Origin of the sequence: Paraburkholderia youngii, from assembly GCF_013366925.1 — a bacterium.
Taxonomy (GTDB): Bacteria; Pseudomonadota; Gammaproteobacteria; order Burkholderiales; family Burkholderiaceae; genus Paraburkholderia; species Paraburkholderia youngii.
Genome location: NZ_JAALDK010000001.1, coordinates 838,403 through 859,937, shown reverse-complemented (window position 1 = coordinate 859,937; position 21,535 = coordinate 838,403). Strand labels below are relative to the sequence as shown.

The window sequence follows — 21,535 nt, the reverse complement described above, 5'->3', positions numbered from 1 at the left end:
CGGCGGCACATCCCGATACTCGAGCCCTTTCAAGCGCTTTTTCTCTCGCGAGGACAACAACGATCATGGCTCCATCCGATCCCGCCGCCCGCCAGGCCCGCATCGCGGCCGAAATGCACGTCACAGCTAAATTCGACGCAAGCCGCGAAATCGAGCGCCGGGTCGATTTTCTGGCGAACTATTTGCGCAACAGCCACCTGAGAACTTATGTGCTGGGCATTAGCGGCGGCGTCGATTCGACGACGGCCGGGCGTCTCGCCCAACTCGCGGTCGAGCGTTTGCGGGCGAATCATTACGACGCGCGTTTCGTCGCCATGCGTCTGCCTTACGGAAAACAGCGCGATGAAGCGGATGCACTGGAGGCATTACGTTTCATTCGCGCCGACGAAAATCTGACTATCGATATCAAACCCGCCGCCGATGCAATGCTCGAATCGCTCGATAAAAGCGGTGTGTCGTTCAAGGACGAATCACAGCGGGATTTCGTGCACGGCAATATCAAGGCGCGCCAGCGGATGATCGCGCAATACGCGGTGGCGGGTGCGCGCTCCGGTGTCGTGATCGGCACGGACCACGCGGCTGAATCGGTGATGGGCTTCTTTACGAAGTTCGGCGACGGCGGCGCCGACGTGCTGCCGCTCGCCGGGCTCAGCAAGCGCCGCGTGCGCGCGCTCGCGCATACGCTCGGCGCGCCCGACGCGTTGGCGCACAAGGTGCCGACCGCCGACCTCGAGATGCTGCGGCCGCTTCGTCCCGACGAAGACGCGTACGGCATCCCGTACGACGCGATCGACGATTTTCTCGAAGGCAAGCCGGTCAGCGATACCGTGCGTGACGTGGTCCTGCAGTTTTACAACGCGACGCGTCACAAGCGGGCGCTGCCGTACACCCCGTTCGACTGGCAGGCGTCACCTGATGGGCAATGACGAGACAGCGAAGCAGCTCTCAAACGAATAAAGGCGGTGGACCTGCGCGCGACGCCGCGCATGGCCACCGCCTTCGAAAGGAATCGACGTTACCGAGCCGCCTACACCTACGGCGCTCGCTGCTCCGGCGGCGGTTCGTCGCTGAACAGATCGGCGCTCGCTTCGAGCGGCTGGCCGCCCAGATGCTTGCCGTGAATCTGCCGCGCGATCACGTCGCCGACATACGGCACGCTCGCGTCGAGTTCCACCGTCGCGTAGGCGTTGGGCTTGCCGGCGTCCACCACCTCGACGTGTTTAGCGTAGTGGCCGAGTTCGCGCTTCAAGAAATCCCGCACGTCCTGCTCGCTGCACGATTCGGCGATATTGCGCACAGTCAGGTTCATGCGGACTACCCTCGCCGTGCCCGGCGCTCAGTCAGTCGGTCAGAGCTGGAGACACGCACCGGTCGCAGCGCGACACGCTGCTTCGTCTGAGCCACGGCCAGTGCGCGAAGTGCGACGACGCCGGTCGCGCCGCCCAATCCCAAAGCGAGCAATGACAAAAAGAAAGCCATCGTTCCAATCTCCTGTGCAAATTTCATCCTGTTCTCAGGATAGCCCGCTTCGACAGCGAACACACTGTGACGCAGTGTCGTAGGCAACGGCGAAACACCCCCGTCGATGCACTGTACCTGAATCAGTCGCGCCAATCCTGGAAAACTTCGGCTGCTTCAGCACCTTGCATGCCTGGCACGCAGACACATCGTCAAAGGCATCCTGCGGAGGATGTCAGCAAGGCGGGCTGATCGCGCCGATCAGTCGGCCGCTTGCACGTTCGCCGCGCTCACCCACCAAGCATTTTTACCGTGCGGCAGGCGGACCAGCACCGCGGAAGGATCGTCGACGCCGTCGTCGGCGATCTGGCAAACCGGCAGGCCGTCGGGCAGACGCTTCACTTCGCCGGCGGCCTCGAACAGCGCGATTCGCCGCGCATCCAGCGGGCGCAGTTGCCGATACACGTCGAAGCTGAGCGCCGCGGGCACGTCGCCGCGAATCTCGAGCTCATTGGCGGGCGCGCAATGCGCGGGCGCGGCGGCAACCGCGGCTGCGCTGCCGCTCAGGCAGCCGATCGTCAGCGCAACGGTGGCGAGGCGGGAATGGGTCATCGTGTTTCTCCGAAAAAAATGAGGGCAGCGAACCGTGGTTCCGCGACGACTGCGGCAGCGCGCGGATGCGCTCAACGCTCGCGCTCATGCGCGTCGCCGCGCCGGCTGTCTTCGCTGTCGGCGCCGTCGTCGTCGCCAGTCGCGACGTCTAGCCGGCTCACGTCGCACGACGCCTGGCCAAAGCCCGCATACACCGCCGACCAGTTGCCGACGATCGCCGCTTGCGCCTGCGCGAGACTCAGCTTGCCTTCGCAGACGCAGCGCTTGAGCATCGCCGCCGCGCGTGCCTTGCGGCGCTCGCCCTGCGGGCCGGCCCACGGCAATAGATCGAGATTGGCCGGCGCATCGGGCGATCCGCCGAGCATGATCGGCACGTGCCGGTCGAGCGCAAACGCGGCGCTGTCATCCGCATCGATCCCGCGCGCGGCAAGCATGCGGTCCTTGTGCGCCATCAGTTCGTCGAACGGCGGCGCGACGGTTTCCGCATAACCGGGGCGGCAAATCGTCCGGCCGATCGACTGCTGGGTCACGCGGTCGTCGAGGACGTCGCTCGGCTGCGCGGCGCCGTCCCCGATGCGCAGCGCGAGCAGTGCGCCGACGATAACGAACAGCGCACGATGTGTGATGTGCGCGCGCGGGCGAACGACGCTCTTGCGCCCGAGCCGCGGCGCGTTGGCCGCGTCATTGCTGCTGGTGATGTCGCGGGAAAGACCGCGCCGATGCGTGTCTGCGATGCCTGCGTTCATTCGTCTGCGCGCCGGCGGCACGCGGTAGTTCAATTCGCAAGGCAATTAAAACACAATCAATCTGGATGAGTACAAAAGCCCGAGATGGCAGCGCACCGTTTGCCGGCTCGCGGCGACCGCCGCGAGCCAGAGCAGACCGGCAGAACGCGACGTCGCGATGTGTCGCGACGCCCCGCCACCGCCGCTACTTCGCCACCCGCGCCTGCAATGCGCGGATCCGCCCGAGCGCCTGCGCGTTCGACACCGTCTCTTCGTACATCTTTGCGAGGTCGGCTTTCAGAGCGGTGCGCGAACCGCCGTCGAGATACACCATATGCCCCGATGGATAGAACCGCGCCGACAGGTTCTGCCGCACCTGCTGACTGACCAGCGGCATCTGCTGCAGGTCGAGCACAGTTTGATAGAACGGCGTGACGAAATCGTAGAAACCATTCGCCGACAGCACCTTCAGGTCGGGATTGAGCGCCATCACGGCCGCAAGGTCGCCGGCCGTGTACAGAATGATGTTGCCTTTCGAGTCGACGCCCTTCTGCGCGCCGGTGGGATCGATATGGCTGAAATCCCAGTACTTGAAGGCCTGATCGTTGAGGTCGGTGAACGCCGAGTTCGACGTGTACTTCAACTGCTCGTTCAGATACACGTTCCACATCGTCGTGTAGACGCCGGTGACCGCGGTCATCGTCGGATCGTTGCCGCCGGAGTTCGGGTCGATCTTGCCGGCGATGCCGGTGTCGATCGCGGTCACGCGGCCGTCGTAGGCGCCGAGCGCGAGGCCTTGCGACTTCAGCAAGGTGGTCAGGAACAGCGAATTGCCGCGGCTGTCGTAGCCGGCGATGTCGAGGCTCCACGCGAGCAATGTCGTTTTGTCGATGCCGGTGTATTCGCTGAGTTTTTCGACGGTCGCGGTGTCGGTGGTCGGGAACTTGCGCAGCGCGGCCAGGTAGTCGGTGCGCGCGAACTGCGCGACCTCCTCAGCGAACGTGCCGAGATCGGTGGGCCGCGGCGCGACGCCGAGCTTCTTGTGATACCACGCGTCCGCGGCCGCCGTGGGCAGCGCGCCGACCGGGTTGCCCGACTGCGTGTAATCGAGAATCGAAGACTGCAGCGTCACCCCGTTCAGATCGACGCCATCCTCGTGCAGCCGGTACGCGAGCACGCAGCTGCGCGCCGTGCCGTAGGACTCGCCGAACAGATACTTCGGCGAATTCCAGCGGTTGTTTTTGGTCAGAAACCGCTTGATGAACTGCTTGATCGAGTCCGCGTCCTGATCGACGCCCCAGAAATCGCGATTCTTCTTCGGCGCGATCGCCGCCGAATAGCCGGTGCCGACCGGGTTGATGAATACGAGGTCGCTTTTGTCGAGCAGGCTGTCCGGATTGTCTTCGAGCGAATATGGCGCCGGCGGCGTGAAGCCCGGCATCGACGTCTTGATGCGGCGCGGCGCGAACGAGCCGAGCAGCACGAATACCGACGACGATCCGGGCCCGCCGTTATAGAAGAACGTGACCGGCCGCGTCTCTTCCTTCTGATTGTCCTGCGTGAAAGCGACGTAGAACATCGTCGCCGACGGCTGCGAGCTGCTCGGATCGACGATCACCAGGTGGCCCGCGGTCGCCGTGTAGTTGATGTTGTGCCCGCCGATGGTCACCGAATGATGCGTGATCGCGGCCGTCTCGACCGTATCGGTAACCGAATCGTCCGGGCCGTTGCCGTAGGCGACCGGGTCGAAGAATGGCTGGTCGCCGGCTTTGTGCGGGGTGCTCGTGGCGGTGGACGCGCCGGCCGAGGCCGTGGCGTGCGTGTTGTGCGGCGAATGCTGGCTACCGGAAGCTGATTCTGTATTCGTCATGATCGCTCCAAGGGTTCGTTTTATTGCCGTGCGTCCTCGTTCTTACGTCTTGTCGTTGTGTGATGCGCTGTGTTGCAGACTATAGTGCGCCCGCCACCTTCCCGCCATTGGGACTGCCCAGGCCCGTGCAGGCGTCCCACCCCTTCGACGCCGCAAAACTGCCGTTGTTGCCCTCGGTGATGTCGTTGCACACGCCCGTCGCCTTGTACAGTTTCGCGTTGACGAAGCCGACCGGCTGTCCCTTCGCCGCGTTGATGCGCGCGATCAGCGCCGCCCACAGCGGCGCGACCGCGCTGGTGCCTCCCACCACCGTTTGCGTTCCGTCGACCAGCACTTCGTAGCCGGTCGACGGCGACGCATCGCCCGCGACGTCCGGCACGCCGCGCCCGCTGAGCGGCTGGCTGCCGCCGGCCGTCATCGTGGCCGACAAACCCTGCTGCCACGCCGGCAACTCAAACGCGGTGCTGATGCCGCCGCCGCTCGCACCGCCCAGTTCACCGTCGTTCCACACGACCTCGCGCGTGATCGCCGAACCGGACGCGCTCAGGTGCGTGCCGCCGCAGGCGAGCACGTACGGGCTCGACGCCGGGAAGTCGACCTGGTCGCCGCCGCCCGAGCCGTCGCTCGACCCGCTGTCGCCCGACGCTGCGCAGATCGTCACGCCGAGCGCCGCCGCCGATTGCAGCACGCTGTTGAGCGCATTCATCGACTGGCCGGTCCAGACCGACTCCGGCGCGCCCCAGCTGATCGAAATGACCGATGGCTTGTAGGTCGTGTCGTGCACCGCGCGGCTCACCGCGTCGATGAAGCCGGCGTCGCTGTTCTGCGTGAAGTACACGGCGATGGTCGCGCGCGGCACGAGCGCACCGACGATCTCGATGTCGAGCGTAACCTCGCCGTCCGGCCCGTTCGGGTCGCCGCTCGGCTTGTTGCCGGCCTGATCGACACCGACCGCGGTCACGGTCGGCTCGCTGACGCCGAGGCTCGAGAAATAGGTCTTCAGGTCCGACGTGTTGTAGCCGCCGCCGAGCTCGATGATGCCGACGCACTGGCCGCCGCCGTCGCCCTGCGGAAACTGGTAGAGCGACGCGAGCTGCGGCGGCGTGAACGACTCCTGCTGCGCGCGCGCCGCCACGAACGGCGGCCGGATACGGAAGTGCGGTCGCGCCTGCGGCCGGTTGTCGAGCCCTAGCACCGCCTCGACGACGCCGCGCAGATCGTCCGGCACGCTGATCGTGCCGGTGCGGCCACGGAACTGGCCAGCCGTGTGGTGCTGGTAGCGTTCGAGCTTCACCTCGAACGCGCTCTGGAATTGCGCGATCGTGCCGCTCAGCAGCACCGAGCGCGCCGCCGGGTCCTCGCGCACGACGGCGAGCCCATGCGCGGCCGCAAACGCGCGGACCTTCGCGATGTCATCGGGCGCGGCGCCGTAGTCCTGGGCGAGCGCCTCGCGCGACAGCGGCTTCACGCTCGCGTCGCCGGCTTCGATGCGTTTCATCAACGCGTCGAACTGCGCCTGCTGCTGGCGGCGCAGCATCACGAAAACTTCGATCCGCTCGGCGGGATCGCATTGCCCGATGACCGTGGTGCCCTGCGCGACCTTACGCTCGCTGCCTGGCAATGGGTGCTTGGTGACCATGGTGTCGACTCTCCTGTTAGCGTGGCTTCGCACACGGTCAGCCACGCGCCTGCACGAAGCGCATCGTTTGCGCGATACGCGGCAGGGGTTGTTCAAGAACTTCGTCCAAGCGTCCGACCAAGGCATTCGAACACAGTTCCGACGCGTGCGGCAGTCGTCCGAATGGCTAATGCGCGGCGCGGATGCGACACGCTATGATGCTGGAGCGGTATTCCCGCCGTTTCAGTGCCGCGCGCGCCGCCCGCGCGCACGATCGAGAAATCAGAGGAACCCATGTCAATTTCGATGTATCAAGCATCACTGCCTGTGCTGATTCGCGGCCTCACCAACCTCCAGGCCATCCTCGGCAAGGCCGAGGCGCATGCCGCCGCGAAGCAGATCGAACCGTCGGTGTTCACCAATGCCCGGCTCGCGCCGGACATGCTGCCGCTCCTGCGCCAGGTGTATATCGCGAGCGATACCGCCAAGGGTTGCGCGGCGCGCCTCGCCGGCGTCGAGCCGCCGAAGTTCGAGGACGTCGAGCAGACTTTCGATGAGCTGCGGGCCCGTATCCAGAAGACGATCGATTACCTGAAGGAATTCAACGAGGCGCAGATCGACGGCTCGGAGAGCCGCACGATCACGCTGAAATTGCGGCCGGGGCCGATCGAGTTCACGGGAGCGTCGTATCTGTTCGGTTTCGTGCTGCCGAACTTCTTTTTCCACGTGACGACCGCGTACGACATCCTGCGTCATAACGGTGTCGAGCTCGGTAAGCTCGACTATCTGGGCGGGATGCAGCAGTAATGGGAGCGGGCGGGTCGTCGATCGCGGCGCCCCGTTCGCGCAGTCTCATGCCGGCCTCGAGTGTCAATCCAGCGAAAGCCGCAGCGCGAAGCCGATCAACGCAGCCGAAAACGTCCAACGTTGCAGCGTTTGCGCCAAAGGATGGGCGCGCATCCAGTTGGCGATGCGGGCGGCGCCGATCGCATACAACGCGTCGAAGCATGCGCCGATCGCGAGCAGCACGACACCGAGTTCGATCATCTGCCACGCCACCGGCCCCGCTTCCGGCCGCACGAATTGCGGCAACAGCACCGAGCAGAACAGTAGCGCCTTCGGGTTGAGCAGATTCGTCAGCAGACCTTTGACGAACGCGGTCCGCAACGGCCGCGCGCCTCTATCTGCATCACTCGAAGGAGTGGATTCCACACGCGACGCGCCGGCCGCTTGCCTGTTGCGTGCACCGGCGGGCAATGCGAATCCGGGCGAGCGGAAAATCTGAATCCCGATCCACGCGAGATAGACCGCGCCGGCATAACGCACCGCGTCGTACAGCCACGGCGCGTTGCGCAGCAGCGCCGCCATGCCGCACGCCGACAGTGTCACGTGCGTCGCGCGCGACACGCCGAGCCCCGCGGCGGCAGCGAAGCCGCTGCGCACGCCGCGCGCGATGCTGGTTTGCAGGATCAGCGCCATGTCCGGCCCGGGCACCGCATAAACGACGATCAATGCCGCCACGTAGACGGCCAGCAGGTGAGCGGAAATCATCGGAGCCTCCTTGTTGTTCGAGACTCCATCTTGCTATCGGAAGCGGAGCGTTTGCTGGCGATTTTCGGCACAGACCAATCCGAAAGTAGCGGAATACGCTAAGATTTCAAGATCTAATGGTGTCTTCCCCCAACCCGCAGCAAGCACCTTCCGATTATGTCCGCCGACGATCTCGACAAAACCGACCGCGCGATTCTCGCCGCGCTGCAAAACGACGGCCGCATGTCGATTGCGCGTCTCGCCGACATGGTCGGCCTCAGCGAAACGCCGTGCGCGCGGCGTCTGAAACGTCTGGAGAACGATGGTTACATCGACCGTTACCGGGCGGTGCTGTCGCGCGCCGGGCTCGGTCTGGGCGTGGTCGCATTCGTGCTGGTGCGCTTCGCGGTACACGACCGCGTGGTGTCGACGCGCTTCGAGCGCGAGGTGCAGGCCATCCCGCGTATCCTGTCGTGCCACAACGTGTCGGGCAGCGCCGACTACATCCTGCAGATCGTCGCGCGCGACCTCGACGACTACGGCACCTTCATGCGTGATGAACTGCGCAGCCTGCCGGGCGTGACGTCGGTGGAATCGGCCTTGTCGTTGCGCGAAGTGAAAGCGTTTGGCGGTCTGCCGCTGTCCTGAACGCGAACGTGGCATAGTCACCCCTTTGGTCCCCTTTAGGAGCGGCGCGAGCCGCCCCGACGCAACCCGACGACCCCGGAGTTCTCATGGATCACGACAAGGCGCGAGCCGAAGAAACCGCCGCAATGGAACGCGTGTTGACCGCCACCAAGCGTGTGCAGACGGCGTTCGCGTCGCTGCAATCGCAATTCCCGCCCGCAGGCAGCGGCAAACCCTCGCAATTTGCGTTGCAGACTTTCGACGCCGCGCTGCAGGAACTCGAAGACGCGCAAGCCGCGTTCGACGAACTGCTCGGCGATCTGCTCGACGGCAATCGTTGAGCGTTAGCGAGCGGCTGGCCGGCGCCCCGCCCGCCGGCTCGCATGCCTGGCGCCGCCGCCCGCGCCTCAACGCACATCCGTCTCCACGACCGCCTCGCAGAGAATCGGAAAGTTGACCGAGTTCGCGATGTAGCACTTCTGATGCGCGACGTGATGCAGATGCATGGCCTGCTCGACGTCGCCGCCCGCGCGGATCGTCACGCGCGGGCGCAGCACGATCTGCGAAAAGCGGCCTTCGTGACCGGAATCGAGCATCGTGCCTTCGGCGTCGTCGCGATAGTCGAGCACTACGATGCCCGCGTCCGAGCACAGATGCAGGTACCAAAGCTTGTGACACGCGCTCGCCGACGCGACCAGCAGGTCCTCGGGATTCCAGCGCGTCGCGTCGCCGAGAAACGCCGGGTCCGACGAGCCCGGAATGTCGGGCTTGCCGCTGGAAGAAATCACGTGGTCGCGGCCATAGTCGCGGTAGCCGGAGGTGCCGCTGCCGCGGTTGCCGGTCCATTGCACCGATACGCGATACTTGTGCTCACCGTGTGCCATTCCCTTCCCCTGTGGTCGGATCGGAACTGCATTCTATCCGCCGCCCTAGCGCCGCGGCGCCGCGCGGCCGGTCACGTTCGGCGCGCGCGGGTCGGGACTCATGTAGAGCGCCGTGCCGTTCGCGCGCATGTTGTTGAGCGCGCCGCCCGAGCCGGTCGCGCCACCGGCGCCGAGCCCATACGAGCCACCCGCCGACATGCCCGGCCCCGGCATCGCACTCGGACTGACGCCGGTACCGATGCCCATTGCGCCGCCGGCAGCCGCATTGCCGCTGTCCGCGCTGGTGCCCGCGCCGGTGCCCGCACGAGTCCCGGCTTGGCTGCCGCCAGGATTGCCCAGTTGCTGAGCCTCGACCGTCCCCGCGCCCCCCACCGTCAACAGCGTCACGAGCAACGCCGACCATACGATCCCACCGGTTGCTGTCTTCATAGCTCCCCCCAAGCGCATCGATCCGCCGAGCCACGATATCTATTCTGAGCCGATCGCCCGACCGCTGCAGAAGCGCCGCCCCCGCCCGCGCCCACCGTTTGCCCGTGCGCGTTATGATCGATCGTCACGCCCGAGAACCGCCGATCGCGCACGATGGAGCACGCCTACAGCCACCTTTTGCATCTGCTCGCCGGCCACTCGACGTGGATGCTCGCGGTCGTGTTTCTCGCCGCATTTTTCGAATCCATCGCGGTCATCGGCACCTTCGTTCCCGGCAGCACCGCGATGTTCCTCGCCGGCGCGCTGACCGGCACCGGCTCGCTGAGTCTTGCCTGGGTCTTCGTGTGGGCGATCGTCGGCGCGGTCGCCGGCGACGGCGCCAGCTTCTGGCTCGGCGATCGCTACAAGGAGCGCATCGTCACCCTGTGGCCGTTCCGCGCACACCCCGGCGTACTCGACGCGGGCCAGCGCTTCTTTCTGAAGCATGGCGCGAAGAGCGTCGTGCTCGCCCGCTTCATCGGCCCATTGCGGGCGATCGTGCCGGTCGTCGCGGGCATGATGGGCATGCGGCCGCTGCGCTTCCTCGCGATCAACGTGCTGTCCGCGCTGTTGTGGGCGCCCGCGCACATCCTGCCCGGTGTCGTGTTAGGCGCATCGGTGCTGCTCGCGGGCGCGGTGTCGTTCCGGCTCGTCGTGATCATCGCGATGCTGGTGTGCATCGTGTGGCTCAGCTTTCGCGGCGCGGGGTTCCTCGTATCGCACGCGAACGCGTGGTCGAGCGCGGCGGGCCGTCGTCTCGGCAGCTGGGCATGTCGACATCCGGGTCCGCTCGGCCGCATCGCGCGCCGCATGCTCGACCCCGACACGCCCGATGCGACCCATCTGCTCGCGACATCGCTGATCGTGCTGGTGGCCGGCGCGCTTTTCTTCGGGGTCCTTGAAGACGTCGTCAGCGGCGATCCGTTGACGACCATCGATCTGTCCGTCTATCACTTCCTGCAATCGGTGCGCACGCCGTGGGGCGACACGGTACTCGCGGCGCTCGGGACGCTCGGCAGCGGCATCACGCTGCTCGCGCTGGTCGTCACGGTTGCGCTGTGGATGGTATGGGAGCGGCGCTGGCGCACGATCACCTACTGGCTCGCCGCGGTCGTGTTTTCGCAGCTGCTGATTCTCGGCCTGCAACTCGCGATGCGCCGCGCGCCGCCCAATGAGTTGATGACAGGCCACTTCGTGTTTCCGAGCAATCACGTCGCCGCGACGGTGATCGTCTACGGCTTTCTCGCGTTTCTGCTCGCGCGTCGGGTCGACAAGCTCGAAGGCGTGCTGGTTGCCGGAGCGAGCATCATCGTCGTGATCGTGGTGGCGCTCGCGGGCGTGTACTTCGGCCGCTACTGGGTGTCCGACGCGATCGGCGGCGCGGCGCTCGCCTATGTGTGGGTCGCGCTGATCGCGCTGACGGCGATGTGGCGGCATCCGCGGCCGCCGCCGCCGCGCCGTTTCATGCCGCTCGTGGTGCTCGCGGTGGTCGTGCTCAGCGTCGGCCTGCAGCTCGGCGTCGCCATGCCGGCGCCGCCGAACAGCGCGCCGCAACCACCACCCGTGCAGTTCACGCAGGCGCAGTGGAAACACTCGGAGTGGCAGCGGCTGCCGTGCTATCGCTCCGACATGGGCGGCGATCGCAAGGAGCCGCTGACGCTGCAATGGGTCTCCGAACCCGCTTCGATCCGCGAGCTACTGCGCGCGCGGGGCTGGATCGAGGGCACCGACGTGTCCGCGCACAGCCTGCTGTCGCTCGCTTCGCCCGACGTCGCGGCGGTGTCGCTGCCGGTGCTGCCGAAGCTGAACAATGGCGTGCCGTCGTCGCTGATCTTCATGCGGCCGGGCGAATCGCGCGAGGAACGTTATGTGCTTCGTTTCTGGCCGAGCGCCTACGCGGTCGGCAACGGCACCGCCGCGGCGCCGCTGTGGGTCGGCGCGTTTGCGCACGAGAGGCTGACGCGGCCGTCGTGGCCGCTGAACATTCTGCGCATCGACCGCAATGGAACTCCGATCGACGCGCGCACCAGCTTGGGCGAAGAACTCGGCGCGACGGTCCTCGCGGAAGTCGATTGTCACGGCGTGCCGGTGTCGCTGCTGGTCTCGCCGATGGAATGAGCGTCACATGCAGGCTACCTAGCAGGCTGTTGAAAAGCGCCCCGTCATGACGACCGAAGCTATGTTCAGGAGACTTGCGCGTGCGATATTGCGCTGAATTAACGGTTCACCGCGCGATCTGCGCGGGGCAGGCGCACGCATGCGGCTCGTCTGGCGCGCAGTCTTCGCGCATTGGCGGCTCATCGCGTCGCTCCTCGCGGCACCATCCCTGGCATTCGGGCCATGCGGGTCAGATTGCTCGCAACCATCGTCAGCTTGAAGTGCTGGTCGACGCGCTTGAGGCCGCGATAGACCGTCTGCCGGATCCGCCCGATGGTTTTGCCCCAGCCGAAATGCTCTTCGATTCGTTTGCGGATGATCTGGCTAGTCCGGTAGCCCGCATGCCGCGAAGTGCGACCGTCGATGGCGCTGCCGCCCCAACGCTCATCGTTGCGCGCGACATGCGGTGTCACGTTGCGAGCGCGGCAATCGTTCACGAAGTCACGGGTGTCATACGCCTTGTCGGCGCCAACTGTCTTCGCATGAGTACCTGGCACGCAATCGAGCAATTGCAATGCGCTGGCCCGCTCGGCAAAACCATCTGCGTGACTAACCACGGCGCCGACCACCAGCCCCGAGCGATTCTCCATCAGGATGTGCCCGTGGTAGCACAGGATGGCCGGGCTCTTGTGGCTCTTCTTGAACAATCGCGCCTCCGGATCAGTAGTCGACTCGTGCGTGGCATTGCTACGTCGCTCGCCTTTCCAGTCGGTGTCGGCGTTGCGGCCACCGCCGGCTGGCGGACCATCGTCCGGGCCGTCCTTGCGGCGGAAGCTTTTGTGACTGGCCCACGCCTGAATCAGCGTGCCGTCCACCGAGAAATGCTCTCTCGACAGCAAGCCCCGCTTGTCCGCCAGGCTCATGACTTCGGTGAAGAACGCTTCCACGACTTCATGCTCCAGAAGCCGGTCGCGGTTCTTCGAGAACACCGAGTGGTCCCACACGGCGTCCTCAATCGCCAGCCCGACAAACCAGCGGAACAGCAGGTTGTAGCGCATCTGCTCCATCAGCATGCGCTCGCTGCGTACGGAGTAGAACACCTGCAACAGCAGCGCCCGCATCAGCTTCTCAGGCGCAATCGAGGCACGACCGGTGTCCGCGTAGATGACGCTGAACAGCCCGTTGAGCCGTTTCAACGCATCATTCACCAGCAACCGGATCGGTCGCAACGGGTGATCTGCCGGGACGAAGTCCTCGAGCTTGACCGTCGTGAACAGGGGTTCCTGCATCTCGTCCATTCCGCGCATCGCATCCGCTGCCAAAGATCATGAACACGATATCCATAACGCCCGTCCTTCAAACCCCGTTTACACGGGATCCAAATTCAACAGCCTGCTAGGCAAGCCCCGACTCAACGACTCGACAAAGGAGACAACCGTGGGCCGCTTTTCGACCGAACAACTCGATGATTGCGCAGCGACGTTCGAACGCGACGGCATGGTCGTTCTGCGCCAGCACTTCCCGAAAGCGACGCTGCTCGCATGGCGCGACTCGTTCGCGCCATTGCTGCAACAGCAGATTGCCGCGCGGGCGACCGCCGTGCGCGGCGAAAACCGGCACTACGTCACGCTGCCGTTCACGGGGGTCTTCGCCGATCAGTCGATCTTCTGTGATCCGGACGTGCTCGGCATCGTCGAGCGCGTGGCCGGCGACGATCCCGTGATGTGCCAGCTGGCCACCGACACGCCGTTGAACGGCTCGACGTATCAGGAGATTCATCGCGACACACCCGCGCTGTTCGAAGGCGAAGCGGAAACCCCATCGTTCCAGCTCGCGGTCAACTTTCCGTTATGTGACGTCACGCTCGAGAACGGCCCATTCGAAACGACGCTCGGCACGCATCGGATGCGCTCCGACGACGCGCTGAACGCGTGGCGCGACGGCCGCCTGCCGTTGCATGCGATCACGATGGAACTCGGCGACGTGATGATTCGCGACGTGCGCGCGCTCCATCGCGGCACGCCGAACCGGACCGACCTGCCGCGTCCGATGGTCGTGATCGGCTATAGCCGCAGCTGGTATTTCCGACCGGAAGTCCGCATCGACGTACCCGAAGCCGTCTATGCGCAATTGACCTCACGCGCGAAGCGACTACTGCGCCATATGCCGCGCGTGAGCGAACTCGACAAGACGGGCGCGCCGGAGCAATACCGGAAATTCGCCTATTGAAGCGGGCTTTCAACTGTCGCATTGATTGGGCAACGATTTGCCGGGCAATCGAATCGCGAATCGCCACGCAATTGTCATGAGCGAAAACTGCGGCGCGCCCAACGGATATATCAAGGCGCGAATCACCCGCGATTTAACATTTAAAGCTCCGTTGCGCAAATGCAACGACACGACGCTATTCCGACGTTGTTCCGACGCTGTTCCGACGCTGTTCCCGTCGCTATTCGCATCGATAGCGCGGCAGGTCTTTTTCCACTCGCGCCATTCCTAATAGCACTGGCAGAATGAGCGAAAAAACGGATAGCGGGAACCGGCGTGGATGGCAGTTTCCGCAATCAAAACGCGGACCCTGATTTTCTATCCAACTGCATGCTTTGACGCTATCGTCTCATTGCGACCTGAACTCGTAGACCAATAGGAGCTCCGCGTGCGGAATCGATTGATGTCTCGCGTGAAGAAAAACCGCCAGTCTGGCGTTCGCAGCCATCGCTCGCGCGTTTTCCGATTGTCGTCGAGTCCGCTTTCCGGCTCATTTTCCAAACTGCTCCCCAGCCTATCGGTTTGCATCAGTGCGCTGGTGCTCGGCAGCTACTCTGCGTATAGCGTCGCCGGGGTTTCCATATTGCGTCCGCCGCGCGAAGCGAGGTCCGACGAACCGCTTGTCGTGACGATCGTCTACACCGGCGACGCACCCTCCGGCACGTCGGTCGACGTGCCTCGCACCTTGAGCGTCACGCTGACCAACGGCGAGGCCCTGCCAAGGGCCGTACTGCTCACCCGCGCATCCGGCGCACCCGAGCATGTCCGGCTAGCGGCCGGCGAGATGAAGGCGGTCAGCTATAGCGCGCCATGGCCCGATTGGGCGCGCGGTGCGCTTCGCATCGACGTGCCTGGCGTCGACGTATCACCTTCGGTGGTCCTGCTCACTCGCATGCCTCGCAACGCGGCGACGGCCAGCGCCGCAACAGCGGCGCCCGCGTCTGCGGCGGCGGTTGCGTCCGCATCCGCACCGGTCGTGATCGCGCCAGCCGAAGGGCCGATGCCCGGCAACGAGTCGATCGCCGCGCAAGTGCCGCCTTCGACCGTGAAGCCCTCGAATTCCTTGGTGCCGGACCTCGGCACCTTTCTCGTAGGGCGATTTTCGTTCTACCAGCCCACCTACTTCGCCGACGGCTGGGACTCGTCGGAAAGCGGTCTCGCCAAATTCCAGGTCAGCTTCAAATTCCGCTTCGTACTGCCCGATGATCCGCGTTCACGCGGTTTTCTCGACAACCTTTACTTCGCCTACACGCAGACTTCTCTGTGGGATATCCGCGGGCATATGAACCCGTTCTACGATACGAGCTACATGCCCGCTCTTTTCTACTACCTGGAGGACACCGGGTGGAGGACCAGCTGGTTCACCCGGATGGGCATCGAGTCGGGCTACGAGCACGAGTCGAACGGAACCGCCGGTCCCGGGTCGCGTGGCATTGACTATGTCTACATCAAGCCGATCTGGGATTTTGGCGACCTCAACGCCAACCACCTGACCATCGAGCCGAAAATCTACGCCTACACGCACAAACAGGACACGAATTCGGATATCGCCAACTATCGCGGCTATGTCGACCTGCTCGTCAAATACGGCAGCCCGGATGGCTGGCAGCTCGCGACCACGTTGAGAAAGGGCACGAAATCGACCTATGGAAGCGTCGACGTACAATTTACCTACCCGCTTGCCAAGATGTTCGGCAGTGCATGGGGCGGGTATCTGTTTCTAAACTATTTCAACGGCTACGCGGAAGATCTTCTCTCTTACAACCAGCACCGCTGGGCCGCGCGCATTGGCTTCGCCGTGTCGCGCTGACGCATGACGTTGTCCTCTGTAGGCGCCGGGCCAGATGTACTCGGCGCCTTTGCGCGACATGAGTTACATGCCGGCATTGTTCTTTTACCGCGAGGACAGCGGTTACGTATGGCTCGGCTTCTTTAGCGGTTATGGCGAGGACATTCTCGACTACAACCAGCATCGCTGGATTGCGCGAATCGGCTATAGCATCACACGCTAATCAGGTATTCGCCGGAAATGCAAGCAAAGGGCCGCCGAGCGGTCCTTTTGCCATTCGAGGACGGCGCACGACCTGCCGTAATACATCGAAAGTTCTGCCGTAATTCTTTCAAAAGATTGCCCAGAGCCGATTCCCACCCGGCGGGCAACCCGTCTTGAACCGCTCGTGAATGCTGTGTGCACGAACAGACGGGCGTATCGGTGCGGATTTCTCTAGAGTTGAAGGGTCGCCGGTCCAACCGGCTGGCCACGCCGCGCGCTGACTTTTCCAGCGTCTAATCAGAACCAAGGAAAAACCAATGAAGACCGCTCTCCTTAAAGACCTGTCGACCGTTTCAAACGAGCCAACCGGACTTCTTTTGCATCGGAATAGTGCACCGCTTGCGCTCAAGCACGAAATTCACCCGGAACAGATCCGCGATAGCCTGCCGGCCCGTCAGGGGGGAGTCGGCTTTCTGTTTCACGCGACCGATTGGGAGACCCTTTCATTTTCTTTTCACAACGTTCGCGAACGCAGCGAGTCGTTCGAAGAAGAGTTGTGGAAGACCAAGCCTTTCATCGCATCGCCGATCTATTCGGGCTCGCAGGTGATCGGCGCGAATATCGCCTGCCCGGTGCCGCTCGAAATGTGGCTCGGCAGCCCGCGCGGCATCAAGCGCTTTCGGGCGACGCAATTCTTTCCGGCGCTGGAGCTCGCCAGAAAGGCGGGCTTGAACATGGTCGCGATGGGCGCGTCGACGCCGTACGCATGCAACTACGGGGCGCTGCCCCGGCCGGTCAAGCCGCCTCACATCACGACCGGCCACGCGGCGACCGCGGCGATGCTGAAGGACTGGGCGATGCATTGCTGCGAACAGCTCAGCCTCGAATTCGGCAACACGAAGCTCGCGCTGTTCGGCGCGGCCGGCCGGCTCGGCACGACGGTCGCGAAGTATCTGCTGTACAAGGATGCGCCGAAGGAACTGGTGCTGATCGATCTGCCGGACAAGATCAACCTGCTGACCGATCAGGCGAACGAGTTGCTCGCGTCGGACCTGCTCGGCAAATCGAAAGTCTCGGTGCATACGTTCAGCCCGGACACGCCGCTCCCTGACTTCGACGGCGCGATCCTCGCGAGCAGCACGAGCGTGCCCTACCTGAGCGCCGCCGATCTCAAACGCGCGCAATTCTGGATCGACGATTCGCATCCGCGCGCGGCCAGCGTCGAAGCGGAACTCGCTTCTCGCGGTCATACGCTCTATATTGAATGCTTCGCGCGTGGGCCCGCTGGACTCGACACCGCTTTCCCGTTCAGGCTGCCGTCCACCCGCGACTGCTATACCTGCTTTGCCGAAGGTTATTCCGCGTGGCAAGAAGGCATCGCATCCGATTTCATCATCGGTAGCCCGCCCGTGTGGTCGGTCTCTTATACTCATGGTCTTCTGAAGAGGTACGGCTTTTCGGTCGGACCGTTTCACGGCAAGAATGGCGATTCGCTCGCCGAAGGCGTCGAAGCACAGCAATTCAATACGCATGAAATGATGGGTTCCTGATGAACTCGGAGGCCTGATGGCGAGACCGCGCGAAAGCATGCGGGATATGCTGGAAAGAAGCAGGTTCGCGATTCGATGGGGAGGCGCACTCGGCCTCCTGTGTCACCCCATCTATTACATCGTCTGGACCTACCTCCTTCCGCAGCCTTACGACAACCTGCTGCTGCGGCTCAGCGCGGCGGCCGTCTGCGTCCCGCTGCTGTTCCAGGCGCGCTGGCCGAGGCGCTACAACCCCGCTCTGCTGATCTACTGGCATTGCTGCCTGATTTACGTGCTGCCGTTCGTCTGCACGTTCCTGACCGTCAGAAACGGCTTCTCCACGATGTGGATGATGACCGAGGTCATGATGATCTTCATTCTGGCGCTGTGTATCGACAACCCGCTGCTGCTGATAACGTGCATCGGTATCGGCGTGTTTTCCGGCGGCCTTGCCGGCGTGTTGAGCTCGCCGACGCCGATCGTTCTCAGCGCCGACGACAAGTCCAATCTCGCGCTGCTGCCGGTGGTCGTGCTGTGCAGCATGGCGTTCAGCCACGCGATCAGCAAGGGACGCATCTTCGTCGAAAAGAACCGCGCGTTGCAGGCGCTCGCGGGTTCCATCGCGCACGAGATGCGCAATCCGCTGAGCCAGTTGCGGCACGTGCTCGACCGCGTCGAGGAAGCGTTGCCCTCGGCGAACAAGGCGGGCGCGGCGCCGACGCTCACCGACGGCACGGCCTCGCTGATGTACAACCATCTCGCGCAGGGTCAATTGTCGATCGAGCGCGGCCTGCGCATCATCGCGATGACGCTCGACGAAGTCGCCGCGAAATCGATCCGCCCGGATAGTCTCAGCTACCTGCATGCCGGCGCGACCACGCGCAAGGCGCTCGCCGAATATGGCTTCGACAACGACAAGGAACGCGCGAAGGTGAGCGTCGTCGTCAACCGCGACTTCGTGTTCAAGGTCGACGAGACGGTCTATCTGTTCACGCTGTTCAACCTGATCAAGAACGCGCTGCATCACATCGTCGCGTATCCGCAGGCGACGCTGACATTGACCGTCGATAGCGACTCGGTGATCGTGCGCGACACCGGCCCCGGCATCGCGGCGGAGATCCTGCAGCATCTGTTCGAGCCGTTTCGCACGGCCGGCAACTCGGGCGGCACCGGGCTCGGGCTCGCGTACTGCCAGCGCGCGATGCGCGCGTTCGGCGGCAGCATCGACTGCGAATCGGAACTCGGCAAGTTCACCGCATTCACGCTGCGCTTTCCGCCGGTGGCGGCCGACGAGGTCGCCGAGCACGAGCGGCGCCTGTTCGAACGCGCGATGCCGGCGTTCAAGGGCAAGCGCGTGCTCGTCGTCGACGACGACGCTACGCTGCGCGCCCGCACCCGCCGCGTGTTGACGAAGGCAGGCGCCTATGTCAGCGAGGCGTCGGGCGGCGAGCTTGCGCTCGCCACTCTGCGGCGCGCGCCGCTCTACGACCTCGTGCTGATGGACATCAGCATGCCCGATCTGGACGGCTATGCGACGACCGAGCGCATCCGGGCCGACCGGGACTGCCCGAACCGCAACGTGCTGATCGCCGCCTACACCGCCGAACCGGGCAACGCGGTGCGGCTGCGCGCGCGGCGCGCCGGCATGGACGAGATCATCGGCAAGACGTCGAGTGTGCAGGAGCTGATCACCGCGGTGCAGGCCCTGTTCGACAACGGCGTGCGGCATCAGCCGGGCGAGCTGCCCGACGGCTTCGCCGGCAGAACCTTCGTGATTGCCGACGACGACACCTACAGCCGGCTCGTCGCAAAGGCTTATCTGGAGCGCTGCGGCGCGAGCGTAATCGAGGCCGACCACGGTCAGGCGGTGCTGACCAACCTGCACGAAGACGGCTTCATCGACGCGATCCTGATGGACGTCAACATGCCGGGCATGAACGGCATCGAGACGACGAAGTCGATTCGCGCGCGCACCGATGCCTACGCGACGCTGCCTGTCATCGCGCTGACCAGTCACACCGATCCCGCAGCGGTGCAGGCCTGCCTTGCCGCCGGGATGAACGAGGTGTTGATCAAGCCGGTGCAAGCGGGCTCGCTGTACGCATGTCTCGCACGGCAGTTCGGCACACGCGGCGAGTTGGGTGCGGACTCTCCATCTTCACAACGGATTGCGGAAACCGCGGGCGAAAGCGCGCAAACGGATTTTGCGGCGACGCCGGTGGCATTGGCCCCCACTGCGAGCGCGCACGCGGCCACCCCTATCGCTGAAGAAAGCCTGCTCGACGAACCGCACCTGGAAGAACTGGTCTCGCTCGATCTGCTCGACGAATCGTTCCTGAACGGCATCGAACAGATCCGCTCGCTCGTCGCGCGGCTCGCGGCAAACAGCGCGGCTGTCGATATCAAGGCGACGCACGCGAGCTTACATGCGCTGCTTGGCGTAAGCGGCAACATCGGCGCGAAGGCACTGCATCGGTACGCACGACAGATCTATCCACGCGTGATCGGCGGTGAGTGGCCGGTGGAAACCGACTGGCTCGTCCAGGTCCGCACGCTGGGCGCGCGCTCGACCGACGCGTTGCAGCGATATTACGCGTCGGCGAAAGGCCCGCGCGATCATCGCGATGCACTGAGCGATTGAGCGCGCGCGCCGCCGCCGTCAGAACTTGTGCAGCACGCCGATCGCAACCGCCAGCTGGTTCGCGCCGGTCTTCACGGTCGTCGTCGCGACCGAAGTCGCCCACCCGGTCGCACTCAGCGCGGCCTTCGAGCTGTTGATCACATAGGTGATGTCGGTGTACAGCGCCGTGCGCTTCGACAGCCAGTAGTCCGCGTTGACGCCGGTGCTCAATGCGTGCGCGTCGACCTGGCGATACGCGTGGTAGTAAGTCGCGGCTGCGAGCTCCAGCGCCGGCGTCGCCTTGTAGCGCACGCCCGCGAACGCCATCGACTGCGGCGGCGATGCGGTGAGCGTCGACGGGACATCGTTCAGCAGCAATTCGTAGCCGCCGTACAGCGTCGCCTTGCCGATTGCATACGAACCGCCGGCCACGTAGCGCCGCTCGCTATCGCCCGATGTCGCGATCACCGAGCCTTGGCGCTGCTCGTACACGAACGTCAGATTCAGCGGCCCCTGCACGTAGCGTCCACCGATGTCGTACTGCTTGCCGACGCGGAACGAGCCCGCCACCGGCACGTTGGAGGCGACTGCGTCATAGCCGAAGCTGTAGAGCGCATTCAGCTCGAACGGTCCTACATGGCCGAGATACGACACCGCGTTATCCGCGCGACCGACGAACTGCGCGTCCTGCGCGGAAAGGCCGTAACTGGAATAACCGAGCGGGTCGAGCGCGAGGAAGTAGCGGTACATCGGCGTCATCTGCCGGCCGAGCATCATCGCGCCGTAGCGGTCCGATTCGAGTCCGACGAACGCTTGCCGGCCGAACAGCCGCCCGCCTTGCTGCAGCGCGCCGGTGTTCATCGCCATGCCCGATTCGAGCGTGAAAATCGCCCGCAGTCCGTTGCCGAGATCTTCCTTGCCGGTAAAACCCCAACGCGAATTCTGCCGGTTGCCGGTGCCGAGCGCGACCTGGGTGCCAGACGATCCCTGCGGCGTGACAGCGTGAGTCACGTAGGTCACCCCCGAGTCGACGATGCCGTACAGCGTGACCGACGACTGCGCGTGCGCCGCGCCGCTGATGCCGATACCAATACCACATGCAAAAAGGACCTTCGAGGGCCTGGCGAGAGGCTTGTGCTTCACCATGTGTCTCCTGCTGGAAATTGAGTTGTTTTGTGCTGCGAAAGCGTGATCGTTCGATCTCTGTGGTCGCGCTAGCCGGCGCGTGGCCGCGGC

General features: G+C 64.4%; 20 protein-coding genes. 10 read left to right on the top strand and 10 right to left on the bottom strand.

Translation table 11 applies throughout. The annotated features are described in order from the left end of the window. Positions 1-65: 65 nt before the first annotated feature. Positions 66-926: an NAD(+) synthase gene (nadE, locus tag G5S42_RS04045; RefSeq protein ID WP_176105637.1), complete on the top strand. Its 861-nt coding sequence runs from the start codon at positions 66-68 to the stop codon at positions 924-926. Between the two features lie 107 nt (positions 927-1,033). On the opposite strand, the gene G5S42_RS04040 is transcribed toward nadE, so the two are convergent. The 5 genes from G5S42_RS04040 to G5S42_RS04020 form a co-directional block, all read right to left on the bottom strand. Then, positions 1,034-1,309, bottom strand: a complete 276-nt coding sequence (locus G5S42_RS04040; RefSeq protein ID WP_176105636.1) for an RNA-binding protein — start codon at positions 1,307-1,309, stop codon at positions 1,034-1,036. A 410-nt stretch (positions 1,310-1,719) separates the two neighbouring features. Next, entirely contained in the window at positions 1,720-2,070 is a 351-nt protein-coding gene (locus G5S42_RS04035) for a hypothetical protein (protein WP_176105635.1), read from the bottom strand. A 71-nt stretch (positions 2,071-2,141) separates the two neighbouring features. Continuing rightward, the gene (locus G5S42_RS04030; RefSeq protein ID WP_176105634.1) at positions 2,142-2,816 is read right to left on the bottom strand and encodes a hypothetical protein; all 675 of its coding nucleotides are present in this window, start codon (positions 2,814-2,816) and stop codon (positions 2,142-2,144) included. A 184-nt stretch (positions 2,817-3,000) separates the two neighbouring features. Then, positions 3,001-4,665, bottom strand: a complete 1,665-nt coding sequence (locus tag G5S42_RS04025; RefSeq protein ID WP_176105633.1) for a S10 family peptidase — start codon at positions 4,663-4,665, stop codon at positions 3,001-3,003. Positions 4,666-4,744: 79 nt separating this feature from the next. Continuing rightward, positions 4,745-6,304 (bottom strand): S53 family peptidase, encoded by a 1,560-nt coding sequence (locus G5S42_RS04020; protein WP_176105632.1) that lies wholly within the window; start codon positions 6,302-6,304, stop codon positions 4,745-4,747. 273 nt (positions 6,305-6,577) lie between these two features. Between G5S42_RS04020 and G5S42_RS04015 the strand changes: the two genes are divergently transcribed. Continuing rightward, on the top strand, positions 6,578-7,090 hold the full coding sequence (locus G5S42_RS04015; protein ID WP_176105631.1) for a DUF1993 domain-containing protein: 513 nt from the start codon (positions 6,578-6,580) through the stop codon (positions 7,088-7,090). Positions 7,091-7,153: 63 nt separating this feature from the next. Here the strand turns inward: G5S42_RS04015 and G5S42_RS04010 are convergent, their stop codons facing one another. After that, positions 7,154-7,834: a LysE family translocator gene (locus G5S42_RS04010; protein WP_176105630.1), complete on the bottom strand. Its 681-nt coding sequence runs from the start codon at positions 7,832-7,834 to the stop codon at positions 7,154-7,156. Between the two features lie 156 nt (positions 7,835-7,990). Between G5S42_RS04010 and G5S42_RS04005 the strand changes: the two genes are divergently transcribed. Both G5S42_RS04005 and G5S42_RS04000 read left to right on the top strand, forming a co-directional pair. Beyond that, the gene (locus G5S42_RS04005; RefSeq protein WP_176105629.1) at positions 7,991-8,461 is read left to right on the top strand and encodes an Lrp/AsnC family transcriptional regulator; all 471 of its coding nucleotides are present in this window, start codon (positions 7,991-7,993) and stop codon (positions 8,459-8,461) included. A gap of 86 nt (positions 8,462-8,547) precedes the next feature. After that, the gene (locus G5S42_RS04000; protein ID WP_013091435.1) at positions 8,548-8,781 is read left to right on the top strand and encodes a hypothetical protein; all 234 of its coding nucleotides are present in this window, start codon (positions 8,548-8,550) and stop codon (positions 8,779-8,781) included. Between the two features lie 66 nt (positions 8,782-8,847). On the opposite strand, the gene G5S42_RS03995 is transcribed toward G5S42_RS04000, so the two are convergent. Together G5S42_RS03995 and G5S42_RS03990 are read right to left on the bottom strand one after the other, a co-directional pair. Beyond that, on the bottom strand, positions 8,848-9,324 hold the full coding sequence (locus G5S42_RS03995; RefSeq protein WP_176105628.1) for an OsmC family protein: 477 nt from the start codon (positions 9,322-9,324) through the stop codon (positions 8,848-8,850). 45 nt (positions 9,325-9,369) lie between these two features. Then, complete coding sequence (locus G5S42_RS03990) at positions 9,370-9,753, bottom strand: hypothetical protein (RefSeq protein WP_176105627.1); 384 nt, start codon at positions 9,751-9,753, stop codon at positions 9,370-9,372. 153 nt (positions 9,754-9,906) lie between these two features. Between G5S42_RS03990 and G5S42_RS03985 the strand changes: the two genes are divergently transcribed. Then, positions 9,907-11,910: a bifunctional DedA family/phosphatase PAP2 family protein gene (locus G5S42_RS03985; protein ID WP_176105626.1), complete on the top strand. Its 2,004-nt coding sequence runs from the start codon at positions 9,907-9,909 to the stop codon at positions 11,908-11,910. A gap of 179 nt (positions 11,911-12,089) precedes the next feature. On the opposite strand, the gene G5S42_RS03980 is transcribed toward G5S42_RS03985, so the two are convergent. Beyond that, entirely contained in the window at positions 12,090-13,196 is a 1,107-nt protein-coding gene (locus G5S42_RS03980) for an IS5 family transposase (RefSeq protein WP_376776852.1), read from the bottom strand. 130 nt (positions 13,197-13,326) lie between these two features. Here G5S42_RS03980 and G5S42_RS03975 point away from each other — a divergent pair, with 130 nt between their 5' ends. The 5 genes from G5S42_RS03975 (at position 13,327) to G5S42_RS03955 (ending at position 20,320) form a co-directional block, all read left to right on the top strand. After that, complete coding sequence (locus G5S42_RS03975) at positions 13,327-14,118, top strand: phytanoyl-CoA dioxygenase family protein (RefSeq protein WP_176105625.1); 792 nt, start codon at positions 13,327-13,329, stop codon at positions 14,116-14,118. A gap of 664 nt (positions 14,119-14,782) precedes the next feature. Continuing rightward, positions 14,783-15,967: a phospholipase A gene (locus tag G5S42_RS03970; protein ID WP_312883521.1), complete on the top strand. Its 1,185-nt coding sequence runs from the start codon at positions 14,783-14,785 to the stop codon at positions 15,965-15,967. A 34-nt stretch (positions 15,968-16,001) separates the two neighbouring features. Beyond that, positions 16,002-16,169, top strand: coding sequence for a hypothetical protein (locus tag G5S42_RS03965; protein ID WP_176104960.1), 168 nt, complete (start codon positions 16,002-16,004; stop codon positions 16,167-16,169). Positions 16,170-16,467: 298 nt separating this feature from the next. Further along, positions 16,468-17,700, top strand: a complete 1,233-nt coding sequence (locus G5S42_RS03960) for a hypothetical protein (protein WP_176105623.1) — start codon at positions 16,468-16,470, stop codon at positions 17,698-17,700. Positions 17,701-17,716: 16 nt separating this feature from the next. Beyond that, positions 17,717-20,320 (top strand): ATP-binding response regulator, encoded by a 2,604-nt coding sequence (locus G5S42_RS03955; protein ID WP_176105622.1) that lies wholly within the window; start codon positions 17,717-17,719, stop codon positions 20,318-20,320. A gap of 18 nt (positions 20,321-20,338) precedes the next feature. Here G5S42_RS03955 and G5S42_RS03950 read toward each other — a convergent pair whose 3' ends face one another. Beyond that, positions 20,339-21,445, bottom strand: coding sequence for a porin (locus G5S42_RS03950; protein WP_176105621.1), 1,107 nt, complete (start codon positions 21,443-21,445; stop codon positions 20,339-20,341). Positions 21,446-21,535 lie beyond the last annotated feature (90 nt).

Excerpts from the sequence above, each read along its gene's own strand:
- G5S42_RS03955 (WP_176105622.1), top strand. The coding sequence starts at position 17,717 with ATGGCGAGACCGCGCGAAAGCATGCGGGATATGCTGGAAAGAAGCAGG.
- G5S42_RS04025 (WP_176105633.1), bottom strand. The coding sequence starts at position 4,665 with ATGACGAATACAGAATCAGCTTCCGGTAGCCAGCATTCGCCGCACAAC.
- G5S42_RS04000 (WP_013091435.1), top strand. The coding sequence starts at position 8,548 with ATGGATCACGACAAGGCGCGAGCCGAAGAAACCGCCGCAATGGAACGC.
- G5S42_RS04010 (WP_176105630.1), bottom strand. The coding sequence starts at position 7,834 with ATGATTTCCGCTCACCTGCTGGCCGTCTACGTGGCGGCATTGATCGTC.
- G5S42_RS03995 (WP_176105628.1), bottom strand. The coding sequence starts at position 9,324 with ATGGCACACGGTGAGCACAAGTATCGCGTATCGGTGCAATGGACCGGC.
- G5S42_RS04005 (WP_176105629.1), top strand. The coding sequence starts at position 7,991 with ATGTCCGCCGACGATCTCGACAAAACCGACCGCGCGATTCTCGCCGCG.
- G5S42_RS04020 (WP_176105632.1), bottom strand. The coding sequence starts at position 6,304 with ATGGTCACCAAGCACCCATTGCCAGGCAGCGAGCGTAAGGTCGCGCAG.
- G5S42_RS03980 (WP_376776852.1), bottom strand. The coding sequence starts at position 13,196 with ATGCGCGGAATGGACGAGATGCAGGAACCCCTGTTCACGACGGTCAAG.
- G5S42_RS04035 (WP_176105635.1), bottom strand. The coding sequence starts at position 2,070 with ATGACCCATTCCCGCCTCGCCACCGTTGCGCTGACGATCGGCTGCCTG.
- G5S42_RS03965 (WP_176104960.1), top strand. The coding sequence starts at position 16,002 with ATGTACTCGGCGCCTTTGCGCGACATGAGTTACATGCCGGCATTGTTC.
- G5S42_RS04030 (WP_176105634.1), bottom strand. The coding sequence starts at position 2,816 with ATGAACGCAGGCATCGCAGACACGCATCGGCGCGGTCTTTCCCGCGAC.
- G5S42_RS04015 (WP_176105631.1), top strand. The coding sequence starts at position 6,578 with ATGTCAATTTCGATGTATCAAGCATCACTGCCTGTGCTGATTCGCGGC.
- G5S42_RS03985 (WP_176105626.1), top strand. The coding sequence starts at position 9,907 with ATGGAGCACGCCTACAGCCACCTTTTGCATCTGCTCGCCGGCCACTCG.
- G5S42_RS03990 (WP_176105627.1), bottom strand. The coding sequence starts at position 9,753 with ATGAAGACAGCAACCGGTGGGATCGTATGGTCGGCGTTGCTCGTGACG.
- G5S42_RS03950 (WP_176105621.1), bottom strand. The coding sequence starts at position 21,445 with ATGGTGAAGCACAAGCCTCTCGCCAGGCCCTCGAAGGTCCTTTTTGCA.
- nadE (WP_176105637.1), top strand. The coding sequence starts at position 66 with ATGGCTCCATCCGATCCCGCCGCCCGCCAGGCCCGCATCGCGGCCGAA.
- G5S42_RS03960 (WP_176105623.1), top strand. The coding sequence starts at position 16,468 with ATGAAGACCGCTCTCCTTAAAGACCTGTCGACCGTTTCAAACGAGCCA.
- G5S42_RS04040 (WP_176105636.1), bottom strand. The coding sequence starts at position 1,309 with ATGAACCTGACTGTGCGCAATATCGCCGAATCGTGCAGCGAGCAGGAC.